At 61.8% G+C, this 23672-nt stretch carries 18 protein-coding genes and 1 tRNA gene; 6 read left to right on the forward strand and 13 right to left on the reverse strand.

The annotated features are described in order from the left end of the window. Positions 1 to 33 precede the first annotated feature (33 nt). Complete coding sequence (locus Q9290_RS07195; protein WP_306079163.1) at positions 34 to 663, forward strand: HAD family hydrolase; 630 nt, start codon at positions 34 to 36, stop codon at positions 661 to 663. 224 nt (positions 664 to 887) lie between these two features. On the opposite strand, the gene Q9290_RS07200 is transcribed toward Q9290_RS07195, so the two are convergent. The 4 genes from Q9290_RS07200 to Q9290_RS07215 all read right to left on the reverse strand — a co-directional run bounded on the left by Q9290_RS07200 (position 888) and on the right by Q9290_RS07215 (position 5825). Then, entirely contained in the window at positions 888 to 2324 is a 1437-nt protein-coding gene (locus Q9290_RS07200; protein ID WP_306078963.1) for a carbon starvation CstA family protein, read from the reverse strand. A gap of 132 nt (positions 2325 to 2456) precedes the next feature. Then, positions 2457 to 3167, reverse strand: a complete 711-nt coding sequence (btsR, locus tag Q9290_RS07205) for a two-component system response regulator BtsR (RefSeq protein ID WP_306078964.1) — start codon at positions 3165 to 3167, stop codon at positions 2457 to 2459. Then, entirely contained in the window at positions 3164 to 4840 is a 1677-nt protein-coding gene (locus Q9290_RS07210; RefSeq protein ID WP_306078965.1) for a sensor histidine kinase, read from the reverse strand. Before Q9290_RS07210 ends, btsR begins: the two co-directional genes overlap by 4 nt. Positions 4841 to 4919: 79 nt before the next feature. Then, positions 4920 to 5825 carry a LysR family transcriptional regulator gene (locus Q9290_RS07215; RefSeq protein WP_306078966.1) on the reverse strand — a complete coding sequence of 302 codons (906 nt, stop codon included), beginning with the start codon at positions 5823 to 5825 and terminating at the stop codon, positions 4920 to 4922. A 114-nt stretch (positions 5826 to 5939) separates the two neighbouring features. Between Q9290_RS07215 and Q9290_RS07220 the strand changes: the two genes are divergently transcribed. Further along, positions 5940 to 7475 carry an NADH-quinone oxidoreductase subunit L gene (locus tag Q9290_RS07220; protein ID WP_306078967.1) on the forward strand — a complete coding sequence of 512 codons (1536 nt, stop codon included), beginning with the start codon at positions 5940 to 5942 and terminating at the stop codon, positions 7473 to 7475. Then, a complete protein-coding gene (locus tag Q9290_RS07225; RefSeq protein ID WP_306078968.1) occupies positions 7472 to 9907 on the forward strand; it encodes a YbcC family protein in 2436 nt (811 codons plus the stop codon). Before Q9290_RS07220 ends, Q9290_RS07225 begins: the two co-directional genes overlap by 4 nt. 19 nt (positions 9908 to 9926) lie before the next feature. Here the strand turns inward: Q9290_RS07225 and Q9290_RS07230 are convergent, their stop codons facing one another. From Q9290_RS07230 to rpsU, 6 genes are all read right to left on the reverse strand, one after another. Next, on the reverse strand, positions 9927 to 10757 hold the full coding sequence (locus tag Q9290_RS07230; protein WP_306078969.1) for an NAD-dependent protein deacetylase: 831 nt from the start codon (positions 10755 to 10757) through the stop codon (positions 9927 to 9929). Positions 10758 to 10913: 156 nt separating this feature from the next. Further along, positions 10914 to 10990 (reverse strand) — tRNA-Ile (locus Q9290_RS07235). Between the two features lie 289 nt (positions 10991 to 11279). Then, entirely contained in the window at positions 11280 to 13172 is a 1893-nt protein-coding gene (rpoD, locus tag Q9290_RS07240; protein WP_306078970.1) for an RNA polymerase sigma factor RpoD, read from the reverse strand. A 176-nt stretch (positions 13173 to 13348) separates the two neighbouring features. Then, positions 13349 to 15127, reverse strand: a complete 1779-nt coding sequence (dnaG, locus tag Q9290_RS07245; RefSeq protein ID WP_306078971.1) for a DNA primase — start codon at positions 15125 to 15127, stop codon at positions 13349 to 13351. A gap of 74 nt (positions 15128 to 15201) precedes the next feature. Then, entirely contained in the window at positions 15202 to 15645 is a 444-nt protein-coding gene (locus tag Q9290_RS07250) for a GatB/YqeY domain-containing protein (RefSeq protein ID WP_014293600.1), read from the reverse strand. Positions 15646 to 15660: 15 nt separating this feature from the next. Next, complete coding sequence (gene rpsU / locus Q9290_RS07255) at positions 15661 to 15876, reverse strand: 30S ribosomal protein S21 (RefSeq protein ID WP_014293599.1); 216 nt, start codon at positions 15874 to 15876, stop codon at positions 15661 to 15663. Between the two features lie 172 nt (positions 15877 to 16048). On the opposite strand from rpsU, the gene tsaD reads away from it, so the two are divergent. Next, on the forward strand, positions 16049 to 17074 hold the full coding sequence (gene tsaD, locus Q9290_RS07260) for a tRNA (adenosine(37)-N6)-threonylcarbamoyltransferase complex transferase subunit TsaD (RefSeq protein WP_306078972.1): 1026 nt from the start codon (positions 16049 to 16051) through the stop codon (positions 17072 to 17074). A gap of 66 nt (positions 17075 to 17140) precedes the next feature. Here tsaD and plsY read toward each other — a convergent pair whose 3' ends face one another. Next, positions 17141 to 17749 carry a glycerol-3-phosphate 1-O-acyltransferase PlsY gene (plsY, locus tag Q9290_RS07265; protein ID WP_306078973.1) on the reverse strand — a complete coding sequence of 203 codons (609 nt, stop codon included), beginning with the start codon at positions 17747 to 17749 and terminating at the stop codon, positions 17141 to 17143. Between the two features lie 104 nt (positions 17750 to 17853). On the opposite strand from plsY, the gene folB reads away from it, so the two are divergent. Continuing rightward, the gene (gene folB / locus Q9290_RS07270; RefSeq protein WP_306078974.1) at positions 17854 to 18222 is read left to right on the forward strand and encodes a dihydroneopterin aldolase; all 369 of its coding nucleotides are present in this window, start codon (positions 17854 to 17856) and stop codon (positions 18220 to 18222) included. Positions 18223 to 18285: 63 nt separating this feature from the next. Then, positions 18286 to 19086 carry an undecaprenyl-diphosphate phosphatase gene (locus tag Q9290_RS07275; RefSeq protein ID WP_306078975.1) on the forward strand — a complete coding sequence of 267 codons (801 nt, stop codon included), beginning with the start codon at positions 18286 to 18288 and terminating at the stop codon, positions 19084 to 19086. Here the strand turns inward: Q9290_RS07275 and Q9290_RS07280 are convergent. Together Q9290_RS07280 and putA are read right to left on the reverse strand one after the other, a co-directional pair. After that, on the reverse strand, positions 19077 to 20306 hold the full coding sequence (locus Q9290_RS07280) for a multifunctional CCA addition/repair protein (protein ID WP_306078976.1): 1230 nt from the start codon (positions 20304 to 20306) through the stop codon (positions 19077 to 19079). The two genes, Q9290_RS07275 and Q9290_RS07280, sit on opposite strands and share 10 nt — an antisense overlap. A gap of 179 nt (positions 20307 to 20485) precedes the next feature. Continuing rightward, positions 20486 to 23653: a bifunctional proline dehydrogenase/L-glutamate gamma-semialdehyde dehydrogenase PutA gene (putA, locus tag Q9290_RS07285; protein ID WP_306078977.1), complete on the reverse strand. Its 3168-nt coding sequence runs from the start codon at positions 23651 to 23653 to the stop codon at positions 20486 to 20488. Between the last annotated feature and the right edge of the window lie 19 nt (positions 23654 to 23672).

Genomic DNA, 23672 nt, shown 5'->3' on the forward strand with positions numbered 1-23672 from the left:
AGGTGGGTTTTTAAAGGGAATGAGGGGGCAGTGATGACTCGCGGCAGTGATTTTAAATTTCATGATATTCAAGGTGTTATCTTCGATCTCGATGGCACCCTGGCCCATTCCAATCCCGATTTTCCGGGCTTGCGCCGTGAGTTGGGCATGAGCCCCGGGGCCGATGTGCTGGCCCATGTGGACAGCCTGAATGATGCTTCGGCGCGAGAAAAGGCGCTGGCCATTATTCACGAGTACGAATGCCGGGCATCGCACAGCTCCAGCTGGGTGGACGGGGCGAAGGAGCTGATCGCGTTTCTGCGCGCCAGGTCGCTGCCGCTGGCGATTTTAACCCGCAACATCCCCGAGGCTGCCCAGCTCACCATCAATAAACTGGGTATCGACATTGATCTGGTATTAACCCGTCATGATGCCAGGCCCAAACCCCACCCCGAAGGGATCCAGATAATTTGCCGACAGTGGCAGCTGGCGCCGGCCGACATTCTGTATGTGGGCGATTATCTGTTTGACTTGCAAACCGCACAAAATGCCGGCAGCCGCTGTGCGCTGTATTTCCCCGACACGGTTCCCGATTATGCCCATGAGGCGGACCTGCTGGTGGCCTGTTATCACCGCTTTATCGACGCCTGGCGCCAGGGCGATGAGCGGGCGAAAGAGGGTTGAGCAATCAGCGCGAGGTTTCTGGATTTCTGGCCTTGCCGCATAACTCAAGTACGTCGCCCCCGAGAAGGAACGTCATTCACCGCGAAGACGGGGACCCAGTGCTGGTGCCGACGGAATGGACTCCCGTCTTCACGGGAATGACAAATAACCCAAGTACGTCGCCTTTGCCCTCAAACAAAAAGCCGGCCCATGAAGGCCGGCTTTTGCATACCAAGAGTGAGCAATCAGGCTTCGTCGGCCAGCAGATGCTCGTTGCGGCCCTTGATGCGGGTCACGATCAGGGCGGTGATCACCAGGGTCAGCACAATGCCGGTGATGGTGGACAGGGTCATCGGCAGGCCCGCGCCCAGGGTGGCGGAGTTCAGCAGGAAGCTGATGACCACGGTAGTCATGAACATGGCCGGCACGGTGGCAATCCAGTGCAGCTTGTTGTGGCGCAGCAGGTAGGCCGAGGCGGTCCACAGCATCATCACGGCGGTAGCCTGGTTGGCGACCCCGAAGTAACGCCAGATAATGCCGAAGTCCACCTGGGTCAGTACGGCGCCAATCACGAACAGCGGAATGGCCAGCATCAGCCGCTTGGGCAGGCGGTTTTGCGGCAGGTTGAAGTACTCGGCCAGGATCAGACGGGCGGAGCGAAAGGCGGTGTCGCCGGAGGTAATGGGCAGCACAATCACGCCCAGCACCGCCATAAAGCCACCCACGGCACCCAGCAGGCCGGTTGATGCCTCATACACCAGGTTGGCCGGGTTGCCGCCCATGCCGTTGTTCAGGCCTTCCACGCCACCGAAGAAGGACAGGGCGATGGCGCACCAGATCAGCGCAATAATGCCTTCCCCGATCATGGCGCCGTAGAACACGAAGCGGCCGTTGCTTTCATTTTCCACGCAGCGGGCCATCAGCGGCGACTGGGTGGCATGAAAGCCGGATACGGCGCCACAGGCGATGGTGATGAACAGCGCCGGCCACAGCGGCATGTCGTTGGGGTTCAGGTTCTGCAGGAAGTCATCCACTTCAAAGCCCGGCAGCATGCTGTGCTCGCTGGAAGCGACCAGCGCCACGGTGAGGCCCACCGACATGAAGATCAGCAGGGCGCCGAAGAAGGGGTACAGACGACCGATGATCTTGTCTACCGGCACTATGGTGGCCAGCAGGTAATAGACGAAGATCACGCCCACAAACACCGACACGCTCACGCCGGTGATCTTGGCCAGCAGGCCGGCGGGGGCGGAGATAAACACCACACCCACCAGCAGCAGCAGCACAATGGCGAACACGTTCATAAAGTTTTTGGCACCCCGGCCCAGGTATTTACCCGCCAGGTTGGGCACAGACTGGCCGCCGTTGCGCACCGACAGCATGCCGGAGAAGTAGTCGTGTACGGCACCGGCGAAGATGCAGCCCAGCACAATCCACAGCATGGCGGCGGGGCCGTAAAGCGCGCCCAGAATGGGGCCGAAGATGGGGCCGACACCGGCGATGTTAAGCAGCTGGATGAGGTAGACCTTGCCCTTGGACATGGGCACATAGTCGACGCCATCGCCCTGAGTAAACGCCGGGGTCTGGCGCTCCGTCCGAATGCCAAACACCTTTTCGACAAAGGTGCCGTAGATGAAATAGCCGCCGAGCAGCAGGCCGACGCAGAGCAGAAACCAGGTCATAACATCATCCCTCTTGTAGTAAGTGCCGCCAGTGTAGGCAGCCATCAACACGGGAAAAGCGGTTCCTGAGTGAGCGGTCGAATAAAGGGGGTAAGCGGTCGGCAGCGGGGCTGAACGATCGCTCATATTCTGCTAGTGAAAACCGAACAGCTGCTTGAGGGGCTTGAGGTAGCGGCGCGATACCGGCACCCGGGCGCCGGCGCGGGTGGTGAGCTCGGCGCCGGCTTCCAGCATCTCGATTTCGGCAATGGCGCCGGGTGCTACCAGGTATTGCCGGTGGCAGCGCACCAGGGGGGTTTTTTCTTCGATGACCTTCAGGGTCATCTGGGTGTGCACCTGCTCGCTGGCGGTGGCCACGTGTACGCCGGAGAGATCGCTGAACACGTATTCCACCTCCGCCACCGGCACTACCTTCAGCTTCTGGCCGCTGTAGCAGGGCAGGTGCTCCAGCCGGCTCGGGGCCAGGGCTTCCACTGCCTGCGGGCGCAGATCCCGGCGTACCTTTTCCAGGGTTTGTTGCAGTCGCTGCTCGTCCACCGGCTTGAGCAGGTAGTCAAAGGCGTGGCGCTCAAAGGCCTGCACCGCGAACTCGTCAAAGGCGGTGACGAACACCACTCTGGGCATGGTGGCCGGATCCAGCATGGCGATCAGCTCCATGCCGGTAATGCGGGGCATCTGAATATCCAGAAACACCAGATCGGGCTTTAGCCGGGTGATGGCCTGCATGGCTTCAATGGCGTTGCCGCACTGGCCTACAATCTCGATGTCATCGGCCTCGGCGAGCTGGGCGGCCAGCTCGTCCCGGGCAAAGGGTTCGTCGTCGATAATCAGGCAGGTGATCATGCTGGGGGCTCCGTAATGGGCAGGCGAATTTCAACCCGGGTAAAGTCACCGGGTTCACAGACCACGGTCAGGCCGTAGTCGGGGCCGAACAGGTTCTGAATGCGCTTGTGCACCAGGTTCATGCCCAGACCGTCCGAGTCTTTTTTGGGCTGATACAGGCCGGCGTTGTCGGTGACTTCCAGCAGCAGTTCCTGGTTATTCAGGCTGGCGTTAACCTGAATATGACCGGTGTCCAGCAGGTGGGAAGTGCCGTGCTTGACCGCGTTTTCGATAATGGGCTGCAGGGTAAAGGCCGGCACCCGAATACCGTGCAGCGACTCGGGAATGTCGATGTCCACTCGCAGTTTGTCGATAAAGCGGGCCTTCTCGATGGTCAGGTAGGCATGAATATGCTCCAGTTCGTCGCCCAGGGTGACCAGGCCGGTGGTGCGCTTGAGGTTGATGCGCAGAAACTGGCTGAGCTGCTGCAACAGCTGCCGCGCCTTGTTGGGATCCCGGCGGGTAATGGCGCCTATGGTGCTCAGGGCATTGAACAGAAAATGCGGATTAACCTGGGCCTGCAACAGTTTCAGCTCCGCCTGGGTCAGCAGGCTTTGCTGCTCCACAAAGCGGCCAAACAGGATCTGGCTGGACAGCAGGCGGGCGATGCCTTCCCCCAGGGTGCGGTTGATATTGAGGAACAGCTTGTTCTTGGGCTCGTACAGCTTGATGGTGCCCACCACTTCGTTGTCACTGCGCAGCGGAATCACCAGGCTGGAGCCAAGCGTGCAGTGGGGCGACATGGAGCAGGCGTAGGGAGTTTCCACGCCGTCGGCAAACATCACCCGGTTGTGATGAATGGCGTCCAGGGTCATTTGCGAGGAAATGGGCGCGCCGGGCAGATGGTGATCGGCGCCGATGCCGATAAAGGCCAGCAGCTTTTCCCGGTCGGTAATGGCCACGGCACCGACTTTGGTTTCTTCTATCAATATGCGCGCCACCTGGGCGCTGGTTTCCTCGTTAAAGCCCTTGCTGAGCAGGCCCACGCTGCGTTCGGCAATTTTCAGCGCCTTGGTGGAAAAGGCCGACGACTGCTTGTCGAACATGGCTTTCTGATCCCGAATCATGCTCATGAACAGGGCGGCGCCCACCGAGTTGACCAGCAGCATGGACGGCGCGATTTGCAGCACCAGTGCCAGGGCATCGTCAAAGGGGCGGGCCAGCAGCAAAATAATGCTCATCTGCATGATCTCGGCAGCCAGGGTGAGCAGGCACACCCGTAGTGGATTGAACACCTGCTCACTGCGTCCGGTGCGCCGCAGATACAGGCTGACCAGGCCGGCGGAGAGCCCTTCCAGGGTAGTGGATACGGCGCAGGCCAGATCGGTAAAGCCGCCCAGGCTGTAGCGGTGCAGCCCGCCGGTGAGGCCCACCAGGGTGCCGGTAACCGGGCCGCCGAGCAGGCCGCCCAGCACCGCACCCATGGCACGGGTGTTGGCGATGGCGCCGTGGGTCTGCTCGCCAAAGTAGGTGGCCATGATGCAAAAGCCGGAAAACACCAGATAAATGAACACCTTGTGGGGCAGCCGGGTGGCGGCCTCGGTAAACAGTTTGAACAGCGGCGTGCGGCTGACCAGGTACACAATGACCAGATACAGCGACATCTGCTGGGTCAGCAGCAGCACGAGGGACATGAAGACTCCTTGCAACAGCAGGGCGAGGCCGGCCCTGATTGTATAATAGTGGCCAGCTCACCGGTAAAGGACCCCGTCTTTATATCAATGCCGCTGGCGGCTCATCGCTTGTGCTCCGGCGAGCCAGCAGGGCATTCAGCAGCGGCAGTTCAAAATGACGCCGGGCGGTAATGGCATAAAAACACTCGGTAACCGGCAGCGTGCAGTAGTTACGCAGCATGCCGCTTTGTATTTCATCCTGCACTACCACCTCGGGCACCACCGCAATGCCGCCGGCATCCCGCGCCAGCAAGCGCAGCATGGCCATGTCATCCACTTCGGCGTATGGCGAAATGGAGACGCCGTGCTCCTCACAGTAAATGTCGAACTGGGTGCGTATATCACTGTCGGGGCCTGGCAGCAGCACATTGACCTGCTCCAGATCCCGGGGAAAAGACAGTTGCTCAAACCCGGCCTGGGTGGGGCCGACCAGGCATACCCGCTGCTGGGCGAGCAGCTTGCAGCGCCAGGGCGTGGCCGAATCCGATACCACCGGGCGGTTGGAGAGAATGAGATCAAGCTTGTGCATTTTAAGCTGGCCCAGCAGATCGTCGAGATTGGATGAGGTGATCACCAGCCTCACATCCGGCTGGCCAAAGGTGGGGCGCAGAAAGTTTTCCTGGAAGTTCCGGGACAGGGTCGCCACCGCGCCAATGCGCAGTTGCTGTACCCGTTGATGCTCTCCGCTCTCCATCACCGACAGCAGCTCGCTGCCCAGACTGAAAATGCTCTCGGCATATTCCAGTACCAGATGACCGGCCTCGGTCAGGGTCAGGGTGCGGCCCTGGCGCAGAAACAAAGCCTGTCCCAGTTGCTCTTCCAGCTGGCGGATCTGGGATGACAGGGCCGACTGGGAAACATTGAGCTTTTTCGCCGCCCGGGTCAGGTGTCCTTCCTTGGCCACGGTCCAGAAGTAATGCAGGTGATGAAAGTTGAGGTTACGCATTCATTGTTCTCTTTAATAGAACGTCTTGTGAATATTTATATATTTTACAAAACATTCTGCCGGCTGCAAAAATACGCGCAATTCGTCAATCACGACTTTTTGAGAGCGTAACCCATGCCTTTTGTACTGAGTGGGGCTGCCCTTGCCGCCTGTTATCTGGTGGGCTGGCTGGCCTGCATGTTATCGCGTCAGCATCACTGGCGCATTGCCCGGTTGTCGTCACGGCTGGCGCTGGCCGCCAGCCTACTGGTGCCTGCGCTGCAATGGGGGCTGACCCGGGTAACACCGCCGGGGCTGCCGGTGGTGATGGGCATGCTGGTGGCGGTACTGGGCTGGGTGATTGTGGGCTATGCCTCCCGTTACCTGCGGGGCGAACCGCGCCAGGCGCTGTTTGTGCGGGCCATCATGTTTACCCTGTCGTCGGTGACCGTGCTGGTGGCGAGCCGTCATCTGGCAGTGATGGCGCTGGCCTGGAGCGGTACCAGCATAGGTCTGCACTACCTGCTGACCTATTACGCCGAGCGCAAGACCGGCCAAATCGTTGCGCACAAGAAATTTCTGGTCAGCCGCATGGCCGAACTGTGTCTGCTGGGTGCGCTGGTGCTGATTTACAGCTCGGTGGGCAGCCTGTCGGTGGATGTGCTCAATGCGCAGCTGGCGGCGGCTGAATCCCTGCCCCTAGCCCTGCATGGGGCGGCGGTGCTGATTGCCCTGGCGGCGGTGCTCAAGTCGGCGCAACTGCCGCTGCACGGCTGGCTGATCCAGGTGATGGAAGCACCCACGCCGGTATCGGCGCTGCTGCATGCCGGCGTGGTGAATATTGGCGGCTTTGTGTTGATCACCCTGGCCTCGCTCATCGCCCTGGCCCCGGCCGCGCAATACCTGCTGGTGATCGTCGGCAGTCTGACCGCGGTTCTGGCGGGCTGGGTGATGATGACCCGCATCAGCATCAAGGTCAGGCTGGCCTGGTCAACCTGTGCCCAGATGGGCTTTATGCTGGTGGAGATTGGCCTTGGCCTGTATGAGCTGGCGCTGTTGCACCTGCTGGCCCACTCCATCTACAAGGCTCATGCCTTTCTGGCGGTCGGCGAGGCCGTGGAGCATGCCCGGCTGAAGGATTACCGGCCCCATATCGCCGGCGTGCGGGGCGGTGTATCGGCGCTGCTGATGGTGGCCGCACTGGTGGCCATGCCTCTGCTGCTCTGGCAGCTCTGGGTGCCGGCGCTGACCCTGCCACTGGCGGCCGTGGCAATACTGGTGCTGGGGCTGGCTCCGCTGCTCTGGCACGGACCGCGCAGCCTGTGGCCGCGGCTGGGCCGGGGGGCCCTGCAGGTGCTGGCGCTGCTGCACCTGTATCTGCTGTGGCACTGGCTGGTGGCCGGGCTGGCGCCGGCCTCGGCCCCGGCCAGCCCGCTGCTGCTGGCCTGGACGCTGCTGGCCTTTGTGCTGCTGTATGCAGCCCAGGTGGCGGTAAGCCACCATGGCCAGCACCCGCTGGTCCAGCGTATGTATCCCTGGGCCTACAACGGTTTTTATCTGGACGAAACCTTTACGCGCATCACCTTTAAAATCTGGCCCGCACGTCTGAGTCCGCTGCAGGCACAAACACGGGTTAACCGTCATACCAACGAACTGGGAGAAACAGCATGAGTGCCAGCCGGCAACCCCACGACCATGGTGGCATGGTGGACGCAGCCATTCACGCCGCCTGTGCACAGATAGCGCCCACCTGGCCGCTGGATCGCATGATTGCCGTTAATCCCTACTGGTCCATGGTGGAGCGGCCCTTTGCGGAGGTAGCCGAACAGCAGGCCCGGCTGGCGGGCTCGCCCATGGCCATGCCGCTCGACTACTACCGCACCCTGTGGCAGGACGGCCGTATCACGCCGGCGGATCTAGACGCCGCGGCCGGGGAGGCGGGTGAAGACGCCACCGCCGCCATTGCCGCTCTGGAACATGCGGCAACGGCTCCGGTGCCGCCGCCGCTGCTGTGCGATACTCTCGACAGCCAGCGGGATCTGCAACACCACCCGGCCTGGTGTGACACCATTACCCATCAGATTGCCCAGTTCTGTGCCGCCTATTTTGATGAAGATCAGGCCGACTGGCACCCTGAACGCCACGATGGCCTGTACCAGAGCTGGCGGGCCACCCTGATGCGGGATCACAGTGTGGCGCTGCTGATGCAGGCGGCAAACATGCCGGCCCGGGCCGCGGCATTGGCGGCCACTCCCCGGGAGCAGATACACCAGGCGCTGGCGCAGCTGGGCATTGAGCCGGACGCGCTGGCCGATTACCTGCAGGCGGTTATCTATCGCATTGGCGGCTGGGCGGCCTGGTGTGCCTATCGTCGCTGGCAGGCCCGGCTGAACGGGCAGGACGATGACACCCTGGTGGATCTGCTGGCCATTCGCCTGAGCTGGGAGAGCCTGATTGATGACGGCGCCCGTCAGGCCGGCTCGGTCTGGGACTGCTGGCGCAGCCAGTGGGCCCGGCACGGTGAAACCGTGAACACCGAGGCCACACGCTTTCGGCTGGTGTGGTTGCGCGCTCACGAACGCAGTTATCAGCGGGCGCTGACGCAGGCGTTGCAGGCACCGGTGGCCGAGTCCGGCCCGGCGGAGCCCAAAGTGCAGGCGGCGTTCTGTATTGATGTGCGCTCGGAAGTGTTTCGCCGTCATCTGGAGGCCCGCTCAGATTCCATTCAGACCCTGGGCTTTGCCGGCTTTTTTGGTCTGCCGATCCGCTATTCGCCCCTGGGCACCGAGGCCAGCCGGCCTCAGTTGCCGGGGTTGCTGGCACCGGCCATGACGGTGTCGGACACCACAGGGGAGGCCGCCCAGGACGAGGCCCTGGCCGGCCAGCGCCAGCAGGCCCTTCAACGGCAGGCGGGCTGGCAGCCCTTTGCCACCCTGCCGGCGTCGGCCTTCAGCCTGGTGGAAACCCTGGGCCTGGGCTATCTGGGCAAGTTGATCAAGCGCTCACGGCCCCAAAACAAGACGACTCGGGATGCCAGCCCGGGGCTGGCCGCATCCCGCGCCTGCACGCTGCGGCCGGTATTGCAGGGCAGTGTGGAGCAACGGGTGACAGTGGCGCACAGTGCCCTGACCGGCATGGGGCTGACCGGCGAGCTGGCACCGCTGGTGCTGCTGGTGGGGCACGGCAGCCAGAACCAGAACAACCCTCACCGGGCCGGCCTGGATTGCGGTGCCTGTTGTGGTCAGACCGGCGAAGTCAATGCGCGGGCGCTGGCGGACATACTTAACGATGAGGCCGTTCGTGCCGGCCTGGTCGGGCAGGGCATCAGGCTGCCGGCCCGCACCCGTTTCTTGGCAGCCCTGCACAACACCACCACCGATGAGGTGACCCTGTTCGACACCGACTCGCTGCAGGGCGAGGCCAGACAAGCGCTGCCTGCGCTGCAGCAGGCGCTGGATGACGCCGGCTGCGCGGCCCGGGCCGAGCGGGCTCCGGCCCTGGGACTGAGCGCCCGCCCGGCCGAGCCGGAGGTTTTGCGCCGTCAATTCAGGGAGCGGGCCAACGACTGGGCGCAAACCCGGCCGGAGTGGGGGCTGGCCAACAATGCCGCCTTTATTGTGGCGAGCCGGGCCCGTACCCGCGGGCGGGATCTGGGCGGGCGGGCCTTCCTGCATGAATATGACAGCGCCGCCGATCCGAATGCCAGCCTGCTGACTCAAATCATGACGGCACCCATGGTGGTGACCAACTGGATTAACATGCAGTATTTCGCCTCGACCGTTGACAATCCGCGCTATGGCAGCGGCAACAAAACCCTGCACAACGTGGTGGGCGGCAGACTGGGAGTGTTTGAAGGCAACGGTGGCGATCTGCGTATCGGGCTGGCCCTGCAGTCGGTGCATGACGGCCGGCACTGGCACCATGAGCCCCTGCGACTGACGGTGGTGATTGATGCACCGGCCGCGGCCATTGAATCGGTGCTGCAGGCCCAGCCGGTGGTGCGCGCCCTGGTTGAGAACCAGTGGCTGCACCTGGCCCGCTTTGATGGCGATGACATTGTGTTTTATCAGCGCGGCCAGTGGCAGGCACCAGCAGCGCATTAAGGCATACCGTCTGCCAGTATCAGCGTGGCGGGCTTATGGTATGTACCGCCGCCTGCAACAGAGGAGTGATGGGCGCGCTCAGCTTGAGGCTGAGCAGCTCATCGGCGCGGGTTTTGCCAAGCGTCAGGGCAGCAATGGGCTTGTTCCATTCCTGCGCCTTGCGGCAGAAGCGGTAGCCGGAATACACCATCAGTGACGAGCCGATCACCAGCAGGCCGTCGGCGCGTTCAAGGGCCGTCAGTGAATCCACCACCCGTTGTTTGGGCACGTTGTCGCCAAAAAACACCACGTCCGGCTTGAGGATGCCGCCGCACCGGTGGCAGCCAGGTATGCGAAAGCGGCTGAAGTCCACTTCCAGATCGGCATCGCCATCCGGGGCGGTGGCGGCGGTGTAGTGAATAAAGTCGGGGTTCAGCTCGGCACTGCGCCTATGGGTTTCGTCCCGGCTGCAACGGTAGTCGCAGCTCATGCACACCACCTGGTCGGAGCGGCCATGCAAGTCCACTACCTTTTCACTGCCGGCGCGCTGGTGCAGGCCGTCCACGTTTTGCGTGACCAGCAGGCTTATGTGGCCCAGTTGCTCCAGTTGTGCCAGGGCGTTGTGGGCCGGGTTGGGCCTGGCATCCCGCATTACCGGCCAGCCCACCAGACTGCGGCCCCAGTAGCGCTTGCGGGTGTGCTCGCAGCGCATAAAATCCGGGTGCTGTACCGGCTGCTGGCGCTTCCACTGGCCCTGCTGATCCCGGTAGTCGGGAATACCCGAGTCGGTACTGATGCCGGCACCGGTCAGCACCAACAGGCGCGGGTGCTTATGAATAAATTCAACCAGCTCGAAATGGGCTTCTGTCATGGTGCGGGCTTCCCTGATCTGTAGCGGTAACAGTATTCAATATATGTAAAGAGCAGGTAAGGGGAGAGTCTATTGCACCAGTGCTGTGAATGTCGCACTCGAAGGGCACAAAAAAAGCCAGCGCACTGATGCAACTGGCTTTTTTCGGTGTCTGTATGGTGGCCCCTCCCAGACTTGAACTGGGGACCTAACGATTATGAGTCGTGTGCTCTAACCAACTGAGCTAAGGGGCCAAAAGTGGGCTGATTATAGGGGAAGCGGTGGGGGCCTGTCCAGCCGCGGCAGAAGCTTAGACGCTTGATTTTTAAGCGGTTGGTGGAGCAGGTTAAGGCAGGCAAGGCGAGTGTCAGGAAGGAGGGCAAAGGGAGCTGCTTCACCGTACCCTCTGCGGCAGGGATGCCGCAGCGGAGCCCACAGGGAGGTGTTCACGGCGTGTCGGAGAAGCAATTCCTTTGCCCGACTTAAGCTGAAAGGCAAACAAAAAGGGCGCCGAAGCGCCCTTTGAACTGTGTGCGGTTGTGCTTACTCGTCGAGGAAGCTGCGCAGCACTTCGGAGCGGCTGGGGTGTCGCAGTTTGCGCAGAGCCTTGGCTTCAATCTGGCGAATACGCTCACGGGTAACGTCGAACTGCTTGCCCACTTCCTCAAGGGTGTGGTCGGTGTTCATGTCGATACCAAAACGCATGCGCAGTACCTTGGCTTCCCGGGCGGTGAGGCCGGCCAGCACATCGTGGGTGGCGTTACGCAGGCTCTCGCTAGTGGCGGAGTCCGCCGGCAGCGACAGGGTGGTGTCCTCGATAAAATCGCCCAGGTGCGAATCTTCGTCGTCACCGATGGGGGTTTCCATCGAGATCGGCTCCTTGGCAATTTTCAGCACCTTGCGGATCTTGTCTTCCGGCATGGCCATGCGGTGGGCCAGCTCTTCCGGCGTGGGCTCGCGGCCCATTTCCTGCAGCATCTGGCGGGAAATCCGGTTGAGCTTGTTGATGGTCTCAATCATGTGCACCGGAATACGAATGGTACGGGCCTGATCCGCAATGGAGCGGGTAATGGCCTGACGGATCCACCAGGTGGCGTAGGTCGAGAACTTGTAGCCGCGTCGGTATTCGAACTTGTCGACCGCCTTCATCAGGCCGATGTTGCCTTCCTGGATCAGATCCAGGAATTGCAGACCGCGGTTGGTGTACTTCTTGGCAATGGAAATCACCAGACGTAGGTTGGCTTCCACCATTTCCTTCTTGGCACGGCGGGCCTTGGCCTCACCAATGCTCATGCGACGGTTGATGTCCTTGATCTGGGAGATGGTCAGGCCGGTTTCTTCTTCTACCAGCTTGAGCTTGCCAATGGCGCGCAGTACGTCTTCGGCCACGTCTTCAAGACGGCCAGACCAGGTTTTGCCGGCGGCCCGCTGGGTTTCAAACCAGGCCTGCTCGCTTTCATGATGGGCAAAGGCCTGCACGAAGGTCTTTTTGGGCATCTTGCACTGCTCAACGCAGAGCTTCATGATGATGCGCTCCTGCACCCGCACCCGCTCCATCATGTCGCGCATGCTGTTTACCAGGCGATCGAACTGCTTGGGCACCAGGCGGAACTGGCGGAACAGATCCGCCAGTGCGGTGATCTGCGCGGCAGCTTCCTTCGAGGTGCGGCCCTTGGCGGCAATGGTGTCTCTGACAATTTCGTACTGCTCGCGCAGCTGGCCGAACTTCTCGCGGGCGAGCTCGGGATCCGGACCGTTGTCGGTCTCTGAATCGTCGTCTTCGTCCTCGTCTTCATCCTCGTCGTCGTCTTCGTCGTCGAGGTCCTTGTCGCTCAGCTCGGAGCCAATGTGAGTGGCGGTGGGCGCCACGTCATCGGCTTCTTCCAGGTCAACAAAGCCGGAAATAATGTCGCTCAGCTTGATGTCGCCGGCTTCAAAGCGGTCGAACTGGTCCAGCAGCGAAGTAATGGTCTCCGGGTACTCGGACACCGAGCTTTGTACCTGGTTGATGCCATCTTCAATGCGCTTGGCGATGTCGATTTCGCCTTCGCGGGTCAGCAGCTCCACGGTACCCATTTCGCGCATGTACATGCGCACCGGGTCGGTGGTGCGGCCAATTTCAGATTCAACAGACGCCAGCGCCTGGGCGGCGGCCTCGGCGGCGTCTTCGTCGGCGGTGGTTTCCGTCATCATCAGATCATCGGCATCAGGGGCGTTTTCCACCACCTGAATGCCCATGTCATTGATCATCTGGATGATATCTTCGATCTGATCGGAGTCGACAATATCCTGAGGAAGATGATCATTTACCTCGGCATAGGTCAGGTAGCCCTGTTCTTTACCTTTGGCAACGAGAAGCTTAAGCTGTGACTGCGGGGTTTGCTCCATAGAACTCGTCCGGTTAGATGTTGCAAGAGGGTGTGGGTACTGGGGCACTCATTTCTGGCGCGCAAGTAGCCGATTATAACAAAATTTGACCAGTCAGGCTAACTGGTCCGAGTTTGCCAACACCTCGCCCTTGAGCCGAGCGTGCTGCAGCCTGCATTGATTTCTTCATTTACCCGTCAACCGGGCCTTCACTACAATCTTGGGGCGGTTTGCCCGTTTTTCAATTATAAGACCGTGCCGCCCTTGCTTTCTGTCAGCAGCAGCAGTAATTCCTGTTTTTCCGATGGTGTCAGTCCGTCGCGGCTGCGGCTTTTTTGCTGTAAAAGCTCAATGCGCCGGGCCAGGTATTCGTTGATCAGCACCACGAAGATGTCTTGCAGCTCCTGCTCGATATTGTCGCCGGCAAAGGCGTTTTCGGCCATGGCCAGGCGCGACAGCGCGGGTTCCGACGGGTGGCCGCGCCAGTGTTCCAGCAGCTGGGCGGTACTCATACCGGGCTGCTCTCGAACCATGACCAGCAGGGCCAGCAGCAGTTCCATACCCGGAAGCGAGAGTTCCTCCAGGGCCGGCATTTCCGGCAGTCGGGCTGCGGCAGCCGGATATTGTAGCACAAGGGCAATGGCCCGTCGAAGCGGGGTCAGCTTTAGTTTTTGCGGGCGGGCCGCAGGGGCCTTTTCCTGGCCTTCGGCCGGCTTTAGGCGTTGGAACAGTTCTTTCACCCGGCGCTCGTTTTCACCCCAGTTGAGCTGACGCGATAACCGGGTTACCAGTCCCTCCCGGGTAAAGCCTTCGGGCACCCGCATAATGGCTTCGGCAGCCTTGTGGGCCAGCTCGTGCTGGCCGGCGTCGCCACTCATGCTGTCCTGGGCCAGCCGTTCAAACAGAAAATCACCAAAGTCCTGGGCGGTGTTCAGCAGTTGTTCAAACGCGTCTTTGCCCTGGGTGCGCACCAGGCTGTCGGGGTCTTCGCCGTCGGGCACAAATACAAAGCGCAGGCTGCGGCCGTCCTGCATCAGCGGCAGGGCGTTTTCCAGGGCCCGCCAGGCGGCTTCGCGGCCGGCGCGATCGCCGTCGTAGCAGCAGATCACCTCGCGGGTGGTGCGGTAAAGCAGCTGCAGTTGATCGGAGGTGGTGGAGGTGCCGAGGCTGGCCACCGCATAGTCGATGCCAAACTGGGCCAGGGCCACCACGTCCATGTAGCCTTCCACCACCAGAATACGTTCCGGGTTGCGGTGAGCCTGGCGCACTTCATAGAGGCCGTACAGCTCGCGGCCCTTGTGAAACACCGGGGTTTCCGGCGAGTTCAGATATTTGGGGGTGCCGTCGCCCAGCACCCGGCCGCCAAAGCCGATGGTGCGGCCGCGCCGATCCCGAATTGGGAACATGATGCGATCGCGAAAGCGGTCGTAGACCCGGCCCTTGTCGTTTTGCAGCAGCATGCCGCCGTCGATGAGCTGGCGTTCGGTATCGCGGTTTTTGCCGTAGCGGCGTTTAACGCTGTCCCACTGATCCGGCACAAAGCCGATGCCGAAACGCTTGACCACTTCACCGCTCAGACCCCGGCCCTTGAGATAGTCGATGGCCGCCGGCGCGCTGCGCAGCTGCTGCTGGTAAAAGTGGCTGATGTCGTTCAGCAGGCCATAGAGATCCTGGCGTTCGGCCCGGGCCGCCGCCTGTTGCTGGGGCGAGCTGCCGCCGGTGGTTTCCCGGGGCACGGTGAGGCCGTGCATGGCCGCGAGTTCGTCAATGGCGTCGAGAAATTCCAGCCCGTCGTATTCCATCAAAAAGCCAAGTGCGGTGCCATGGGCGCCACAGCCGAAGCAGTGATAGAACTGTTTGTCGGGACTGACGGTAAAGGACGGACTTTTTTCGTTATGAAAGGGGCAGCAGGCCTGGTAGTTCTTGCCGGCTTTTTTGAGCCTTACCCGTTGATCGACCAGGTCGACAATGTCGGTGCGGGCGAGGAGGTCATCGATAAATTGTTGGGGGATTCTGCCAGCCATGATTCACCGTAAAGCAAAAAACAAAGCCGTGCATTCTCGCGAAGCACGGCCCGTTGGCAGCTCAGCGGCGGTTATCAGGCCAGTTTGGCCTTGATGGTGGCGCTGACCTTACCCATGTCTGCACGGCCCTGGATCTGCGGTTTGAGTACCGCCATTACCTTGCCCATGTCCTGCATGCCAGTGGCGCCGGTATCGGCGATGGCCTGCGTGAGCAAAGCATCCAGCTCGTCTTCGGTCAGGGGTTGCGGCAGGAATTCCTGCAGCACCACGATTTCCTGGCGCTCGTTGTCGGCCAGTTCCTGACGACCGGCCTGCTCGAACTGGTTGGCGGCATCTTTGCGCTGTTTCACCATTTTGGTGATCACCGCGATGATGCCGTCATCGTCCAGGGTTTCGCGGCTGTCGATCTCTTTCTGCTTGATCTCGGCCATCAGCATGCGCAGGGTACCCAGGCGAGCCTTGTCTTTGGCACGCATGGCATTTTTCTGCTGTTCTGACAGCTGGTCTTTCAAAGACATGAGATCAACAACGCCTTAGTACAGACGAGTGCGACGTGCGTTTTCGCGAGCCAGCTTCTTGGCGTGACGCTTAACAGCGGCAGCCTTGGCGCGCTTGCGCTCGGTAGTCGGCTTTTCGTAGTGCTCGCGGCGACGTACTTCAGACAGGATACCGGCCTTTTCGCAGGAACGCTTGAAGCGACGCAGGGCTACGTCGAAGGGCTCGTTTTCACGTACTTTAATTACTGGCATGTGCCTCTCACCTCGGTTAACTGGCTTGTATTAACCAGTATGACAATAAAATGGTGCGAAATTCTACTCTTAACCGGGCCCGGCTGTAAAGTCCGACACCCCTTCGCTGGTTAAAAAAGCGCGGGCAGGGTACCATAGACGCCTATTTTTCGACAGTGTTATTCATTTTCCCATGCGTGTACTTGGCATCGAAACTTCCTGCGATGAAACCGGCATCGCCATCTATGACGACCAGCTCGGCATACTCTCACACCAGCTTTACAGCCAGGTGAAACTGCACGCCGACTACGGCGGCGTGGTGCCCGAGCTGGCCAGCCGGGATCATGTGCGCAAGACCATTCCGCTGATTGAGGCGGCGCTGGCCGACGCCGGCTGCAGCAAGGACGACATCGACGGCGTGGCCTATACTGCCGGCCCCGGCCTGATGGGCGCGCTGCTGGTGGGCGCCACCATCGGCCGCAGCCTGGCCTTTGCCTGGGGCAAGCCGGCGGTGGCGGTGCACCACATGGAAGGGCACCTGCTGGCCCCCATGCTGGAAGAAAAGGTACCGGCGTTTCCCTTTGTGGCGCTGCTGGTGTCCGGCGGTCATACCCTGCTGGTGCGGGTGGACGGCATCGGCCGCTACGAAATTCTCGGCGAGTCCATTGACGATGCCGCCGGCGAGGCCTTTGACAAGACCGCCAAGCTGATGGGGCTCGACTATCCCGGCGGCCCGCGTCTTGCCAGACTGGCAGAAGCCGGCGTGCCCGGCCGCTTCAGGTTCCCCCGGCCCATGACCGACAGGCCCGGGCTGGATTTCAGCTTCTCCGGGCTGAAGACCGCCACTGCCACCACCATTGCCGCCGAAGGCGACGACGACCAGACCCGGGCCGATATCGCCCACGCCTTTCAGCAGGCGGTGGTCGATACCCTGGCCATCAAGTGCAAGCGGGCGTTGCAGCAGACCGGGCTCAACCGGCTGGTGGTGGCGGGCGGGGTGAGTGCCAATGTGTCGCTGCGTGAACAGCTGGAGGCCCTGATGGCAGGACTGAAGGGCGAGGTGTTCTATCCGCGTAACGAATACTGCACCGACAACGGCGCCATGATCGCCTTTGCCGGACTGCAACGGCTCAAGGCCAACCAGACCGAGCCGCTGCGGGTGCATGCCCGTCCGCGCTGGCCGCTGGACGAATTGCCGCCGGTTGACGGTGAGGCGTAAGGATACTGGAGTGAGGAGAATGCAGGGGTGGTTTTACCTTGCGCCTCACCCTTTACTCCTGACCCCTCACTCTTCCCGGTTTCGTTTAAGCCGGTTGAGGATGGGCGTTTCCTCGTTGTGATACAGCCGGCTGATGTTGCGGTGGTGGCGAATGATGATCAGGCAGGACAGCAAGGCCACCGCCAGGGTGTATTCGGGCTTGATAAAGTACACGAACAAGGGCGCGAACAGGGCGGTGATCAGCGACGCCAGTGACGAATAGCCAAACAGGCCCAGGCTCACCAGCCAGGTCAGCAGCAACAGGCCGGCCATGTCCATGCCCAGCGGCAGCAGGGCGCCCAGTGCGGTGGCCACGCCCTTGCCGCCGCGAAAGTGAAAGAACAACGGAAACATGTGTCCCAGGCAGGCGGCCATGGCAATAAAGGCCAGATAAAGCGGGCTGATGCCGAGAAACCAGCCAAGGTACACGGGCAGGGTGCCCTTGAGAATGTCGAGCAGCAGTACCCACACGGCCGCGCTGCGGTTGCCGGTGCGCAGCACATTGGTGGCGCCGGGGTTGCCGGAACCGTGGGTGCGGGGGTCGGGAAGACGGTAGAGACGCGAGATCAGCACGGCGCTGGACACCGAGCCTCCCAGATAAGCCAGTATGATCATGAACAGCGTAAGGGCGGTCATCTCGCGGTTTATACCCCGGGTTCAATCCGTTATGATGGCGCGCTTAACAAGGCCTCACGGCCTGCTCGCCAAAGACAGCCACAGCTTAACAGAAGACGAAGACGATGGATAAAGTGTTTGTGCAAGGCCTTGAGGTATTAACCACCATAGGTGTTTACGAGTGGGAAAAGGGCATTCGGCAGAAGATCCGTTTTGATCTGGAAATGGGTTACGACAACCGTCCGGCGGCCGCGGGCGACGACATCAGCTGCGCCCTCGACTACGCCACCCTGTCCCAGAAGGTGACCGCCTATGCCGAGCAGAACCATGTGGAGCTGGTGGAAACCATGGCCGAGCACATAGCGCGACTGATCCTGACCGAATTCCCGGTGCTGTCGGTCAGGGTGCGGCTCACCAAACCCGCCGCCGTGCCCAATGCCGCCGGGGTGGGCGTGGAAATCGAGCGTTTCGCCTGCCGCAATCTTCAGGGCTGACGTCATTTCATTGTCATTCCTCGCCGTTATACTGACATCATTCTTGTTTCAGAGAACGGTGCCATGGAAGTACATGCCATTCTGCTGGCCCTTATTCAGGGCCTGACCGAGTTCCTTCCCGTTTCCAGCTCTGCCCATCTGGTATTGCCTTCAGTGTTACTGGGCTGGCCCGATCAGGGCATGGCCTTTGACGTGGCCGTGCACCTGGGCAGCCTGCTGGCGGTGCTGTATTACTTTCGGCACGAAGTGCGCATCATGGCACTGAGCTGGTGGGCATCGCTGCGCGGTGGTGGTCACAATGCCGAGTCGAAACTGGCCTGGGGCATAGTGCTGGCCACGGTGCCCGCCTGCGTGGTGGGGCTGCTGCTGGGGGATATCATTAGCGCCTACCTGCGTTCGGGCTGGGTGATCGCCGCCGCCACCATGGTGTTTGGCCTGCTGTTGTGGTGGGCGGATCGCATCGCCCGCCAGTGCAAGAACGAATATCAGACCGGCTGGCGTGGCGCCCTGATATTGGGCTGTGCCCAGGCGCTGGCCCTGATCCCCGGCACTTCGCGCAGCGGCATTACCCTCACCGCCGGCCTGATGCTGGGGCTTACCCGGCAGGCGGCGGCGCGGTTTTCCTTTTTAATGTCGATTCCGGTGATTTTGCTGGCGGGCAGTCACCAGGCCACTGGCCTGGTGGGCAGTGGGGCGGTCATGTCGTGGCCGGCGGTGACCCTGGGTGTGCTGGTGTCGTTTGTCAGTGCGCTGGCCTGCATTCACCTGTTTCTGAGCCTGCTCAACCGCCTGGGCGTGCTGCCCTTTGTACTCTACCGGCTGGCCCTGGGCGCGGTGCTGATCGGCGTATTGAGTCAGGCCTGAAGCAATTGCGCCAGGCGTTCCCGTCTGGCTTCACGAATGGCCTCGCCAATGGCGGGGCCTTTCAGTCCCTGAGCCACAAAGGGCCGGGCGGTAATTTGCTTCAGCTCCTGCAGCCACTGCCATAACCGCTCCCGCTGGGGATAGGGCCGGCGCTCAAAGCCGGTGCGGCCCTGCAAATCCGCCTGAGCGCACAGCAACAGCTCGGCAAAACGGTCCGGCTTGCGCCAGGCGTCGGTGTGATCCAGCAGTTCCAGCACGGTGTGGGCCTGCTGCGGGGCGGGCTCGGCCAGCCGGTGCAGGCAGATATGCCAGCGGCTCATCAGTACCGCCAGCTCCTTGTGCTCGGTGGGTACCTTCAGCCGCTCGCTCAAGGCTCGAATGGGGGCCACACCCAGTTCACCGTGATGGTGGTGGCTGGGCCAGTGATCGGGCGGCGTCAGCGCCTTGCCCAGGTCGTGGCACAGGGCGGCATAGCGGCAGGGCAGAGTGGCGCCCAGTTCGGCGGCGCGCTTGAGCACCATCATGGTGTGCAGGCCGGTGTCGATCTCCGGGTGCCAGGTTTTGGGGCCGGGCACGCCAAACAGGGCATCCACTTCCGGAAACAGCACCGCCAGGGCGCCGCAGTCGCGCAGCACCTCAAAAAAGACCTGCGGGTTGTCGCTGGCCAACGCCTTTTCGGTTTCTTTCCATACCCGCTCGGGCGTGAGCGCAGAGAGCTCGCCGCTGTCGGCCATTTGCGTCATCAGCGCCTGAGTTTCCCGGGCAAGAGTAAAGCCCAGATGGTAAAAGCGGGCGGCAAAGCGGGCTACCCGCAGCACCCGCAGCGGATCTTCGCCAAAGGCCTCGGACACATGGCGCAGCACTCGGGCGTGAATGTCGGCCACGCCACCATAAGGATCAACCAGCTCGCCGTCGTCGTTTTGAGCGATAGCGTTGATGGTGAGATCCCGCCGGCGCAGATCTTCTTCCAGCGTGACCTCGGGGCCGAAGTCGCAGATAAAGCCGGTGTAACCGGTGCCGGCCTTGCGCTCGGTGCGGGCGAGGGCGTACTCCTCCTTGCTTTGCGGGTGCAGAAATACCGGAAAGTCCTTGCCCACCTGGGTGTAGCCAAGGTCGAGTAATTGCGCGGGAGTGGCGCCCACCACCATGTAGTCCCGCTCCGTTACCGTCAGGCCCAGCAGTTCATCCCTGACCGCGCCCCCCACCAGATAGATTTTCAACGCCCGCTCTCCCCACATGCAAAACGGCCATTATAGCGACTGAAAGTGAAAAAGGCGCTTCAGCGCCTTTGAGAATCATTTTCGGTTGGCAGACCCCCTCCCGGCCTCCTCCTTGACCAAGGGGGAGGGGCTAAGTTTTCCCTCCCCTTGTTAAGGGGAGGGGTAGGGTGGGGTTGTCATCACCCTTCACCCAGCGACAGCAGGGTGGCGTTACCACCGATGGCGGTGGTGTTGTTGGTGATGGTCTTTTCGGTAATGAACCGGGTCAGGTAGTGGGGGCCGCCGGCCTTGGGGCCGGTGCCGGACAGGCCGCGGCCACCAAAGGGCTGCACGCCCACCATGGCGCCGATCTGATCCCGGTTGATGTAGACATTGCCCACCTCGGCCCGCTTGGCCACGTGCGCGGCGAACGATTCATTGCGGCTGTGTACGCCCAGGGTCAAACCGTAGCCGGTGGCATTGATGTCGTCGATAACCTTGTCGATGTCTTTCGCCCTGAAGCGCACCACGTGCAATATGGGGCCAAACTGCTCCTTGCTCAGTTCACCGATGCTGCCAACTTCCAGCGCCGTGGGGCGAAGGTAATAGCCGTTGGCGCAAGCCTCGCTCATGGGCGCTTCGGCAATCACCTTGTGGCCGGCGGCCTTCATGGCGTCCAGGTGAGCCTGCAGCCCGGCCTGAGCGTCGGCATCGATCACCGGGCCGACGTCGGTGGACCACAGCGCCGGATCCGCCACGCTCAGCTCCTGCATGGCGCCTTCCAGAATTTCCAGCACCCGGTCGGCAATGTCGTCCTGCAAATACAGTACCCGCAGCGCCGAGCAGCGCTGACCGGCACTCTGAAAGGCGGCGCGTAGCACGTCCCGTACCACCTGCTCGGGCAGGGCGGTGGAATCCACAATCATGGCGTTCTGGCCGCCGGTTTCCGCCACCAGCGGCACTATGGCGCCGCTGCGCTTGGCCAGGGTCATGTTAATCAACTGGGCGGTGTCGGTAGAGCCGGTGAAGCAGACCCCGGCAATGCGCGGATCCTGGGTGAGTGCCGCGCCCACGGTAGCGCCGTCGCCGGGCAGCAGTTGCAGCACATCGCCGGGAATGCCGGCCTGGTGGGCCAGGGTCACCGCCAGGTGGGCGATGAGGCTGGTCTGCTCGGCGGGCTTGGCCAGCACGGTATTGCCGGTGATCAGGGCCGCACTGACCTGACCGAGAAAGATCGCCAGGGGAAAGTTCCAGGGACTAATGCACACAAAGGGGCCGCGGCCCTGCGCCTGCAGCAGGTTAAGCTCGCCGGTATAGCCGGGCAGCTTGGTGGGCTCATGCATCATGCGGCGGCCTTCATTGGCGTAATAACGGCAGAAGTCCACCGCCTCGCGCACCTCGTCGATGCCATCCTGCAGCAGCTTGCCTGCCTCCCTGGTGCACAGCGAGATAAACTCGGCGCTGTGGCTTTCAAGCAGATCCGCCAGTTTTTCCAGGGCCTGAGCCCGGGTTTCCACCGGCGCATCACGCCAGCCCTTGAATGCCGCCTGGGCATGAGTGATGGCCTGCTCGACCGTGGCCTGGTCGGCAAACACCACTTCGCCCACCTGCTGTGCCCGGTTCTGCGGGCTGATAACCGGGCGCTTTTCCCCGCTTATCACTTTGCCGCCCACCAGCGGTGCGGCCTGCCAGCTTTTACCGGCGAGCTGTTCCAGCTTCCGGAACAGGGGGGTGCGGACCGCTTCGATGTTCAGGTTGAAGCCGGCCGAGTTTTTGCGATCGGCAAAAATGTCGTGGGGCAGGGGGATCTTGTCGTTGGCCAGACTGTGGCACTCCCGCAGGCTGGTTACCGGATGGGTGATCAGGCTGTCGATAGGAGTGTCGGGGTCCACCAGCTTGTGCACGAACGAGGTGTTGGCGCCGTTTTCCAGCAGCCGGCGCACCAGATAGGGCAGCAGATCCTTGTGGGCGCCCACGGGCGCGTAAATGCGGCAGTTAAGGCCGGGGTTGTCTGCCAGCACGGCATCGTACAGCTCTTCCCCCATGCCGTGCAGGCGCTGGAATTCATAGCGGCGCTGGCCGGCCATGTTGAGCACGGCCACTACCGTGTGGGCGTTGTGGGTGGCAAACTGCGGATAAATGGCGCCTTCGGTGGCCGCGCTCAGCAGGTAGCGGGCGCACACCAGGTAGGCCACATCGGTGCCCGCCTTGCGGGTATAGACGGGGTAGCCGTCGAGCCCAGCCTGCTGGCTGTGCTTGATTTCGCTGTCCCAATAGGCCCCTTTTACCAGCCGTAACGGAATTTCATCGCCCTGCTCCCGGGCCAGGGCGGTAAGCCAGCACAGCACCGGCAGGGCGCGCTTGGAGTAAGCCTGCACCACCAGCCCCAGGCCGCCCCAGCCTTTATTGACGTCGCTGCGATAGAGCTTTTCAAACAGCTCGAGGGACAGCTCCAGCCGGTCCATTTCTTCCGCATCGATGGTGATGAACACATCGAGTTTGCGGGCGGTTTCCAGCAGCCCTTGCACGGTGGCGTACAGCTCGGTCAGCACCCGCTCGCGGTTGGCTTCTTCGTAGCGTGGGTGCAATGCCGACAGCTTGATGGAAATGGACGGGCGGGGCACGGCCGGGTTGTTGAGCTTCTCGCCGCCCACGGCGGCAATGGCGCTGGCGTAGTCGGCCCGGTATTTTTCGGCGTCGTCGGCGGTCATGGCGGCCTCGCCGAGCATGTCGTAGGAGTGGGTGTAGCCCTGCTCCCGGGACTTGCGACTGGCCTTGAGCGCCTCAGAGATAGAGCGTCCCAGCACAAACTGCTTGCCCATGATTTTCATGGCGCCGTACATGGCCGAGCGCACCACCGGCTCGCCCAGACGGTTGATCATGCGGCTGAGCACGTTGGCCGGATTGCCGTCGAGTTTCTTGTCCATGCGCACGATGCGGCCGGTGAGCATCAGGCCCCAGGTGGAGGCGTTCACCAGGGTGGAGTCACTCTGGCGAAAGTGCTTTGCCCAGTCGGCACCCGAGAGCTTGTCCTTGATCAGCTCATCCGCAGTGTGGCTGTCGGGAATACGCAGCAGGGCCTCGGCCAGGCACATCAGAATAATGCCTTCCTGGGTATCCAGGCTGTATTGCTGCAAAAAGGCGTCAATACCATCGCCGCCGTCACTGTCTTCCCGCACCCGCGTCACCAGCCGACGCGCCTGATCTTCCAGTTGTGCCATGTCCGGGCCCGAAGCGGGCACTTGCTCCAGCAGCCGGGCCAGCCAGGCGCTTTCATCCACCGCGTAGTTCTGGGTGATGTCCTGACGCAACGCGGCCAGATCGGAAGGACGGTAATCGGGGGCAAAAACATTGGCGACAGTAAACATGGCGAGCGTCCTGATGTTG

The organism is Oceanimonas aquatica, assembly GCF_030732065.1.
Classification (GTDB): domain Bacteria; phylum Pseudomonadota; class Gammaproteobacteria; order Enterobacterales; family Aeromonadaceae; genus Oceanimonas.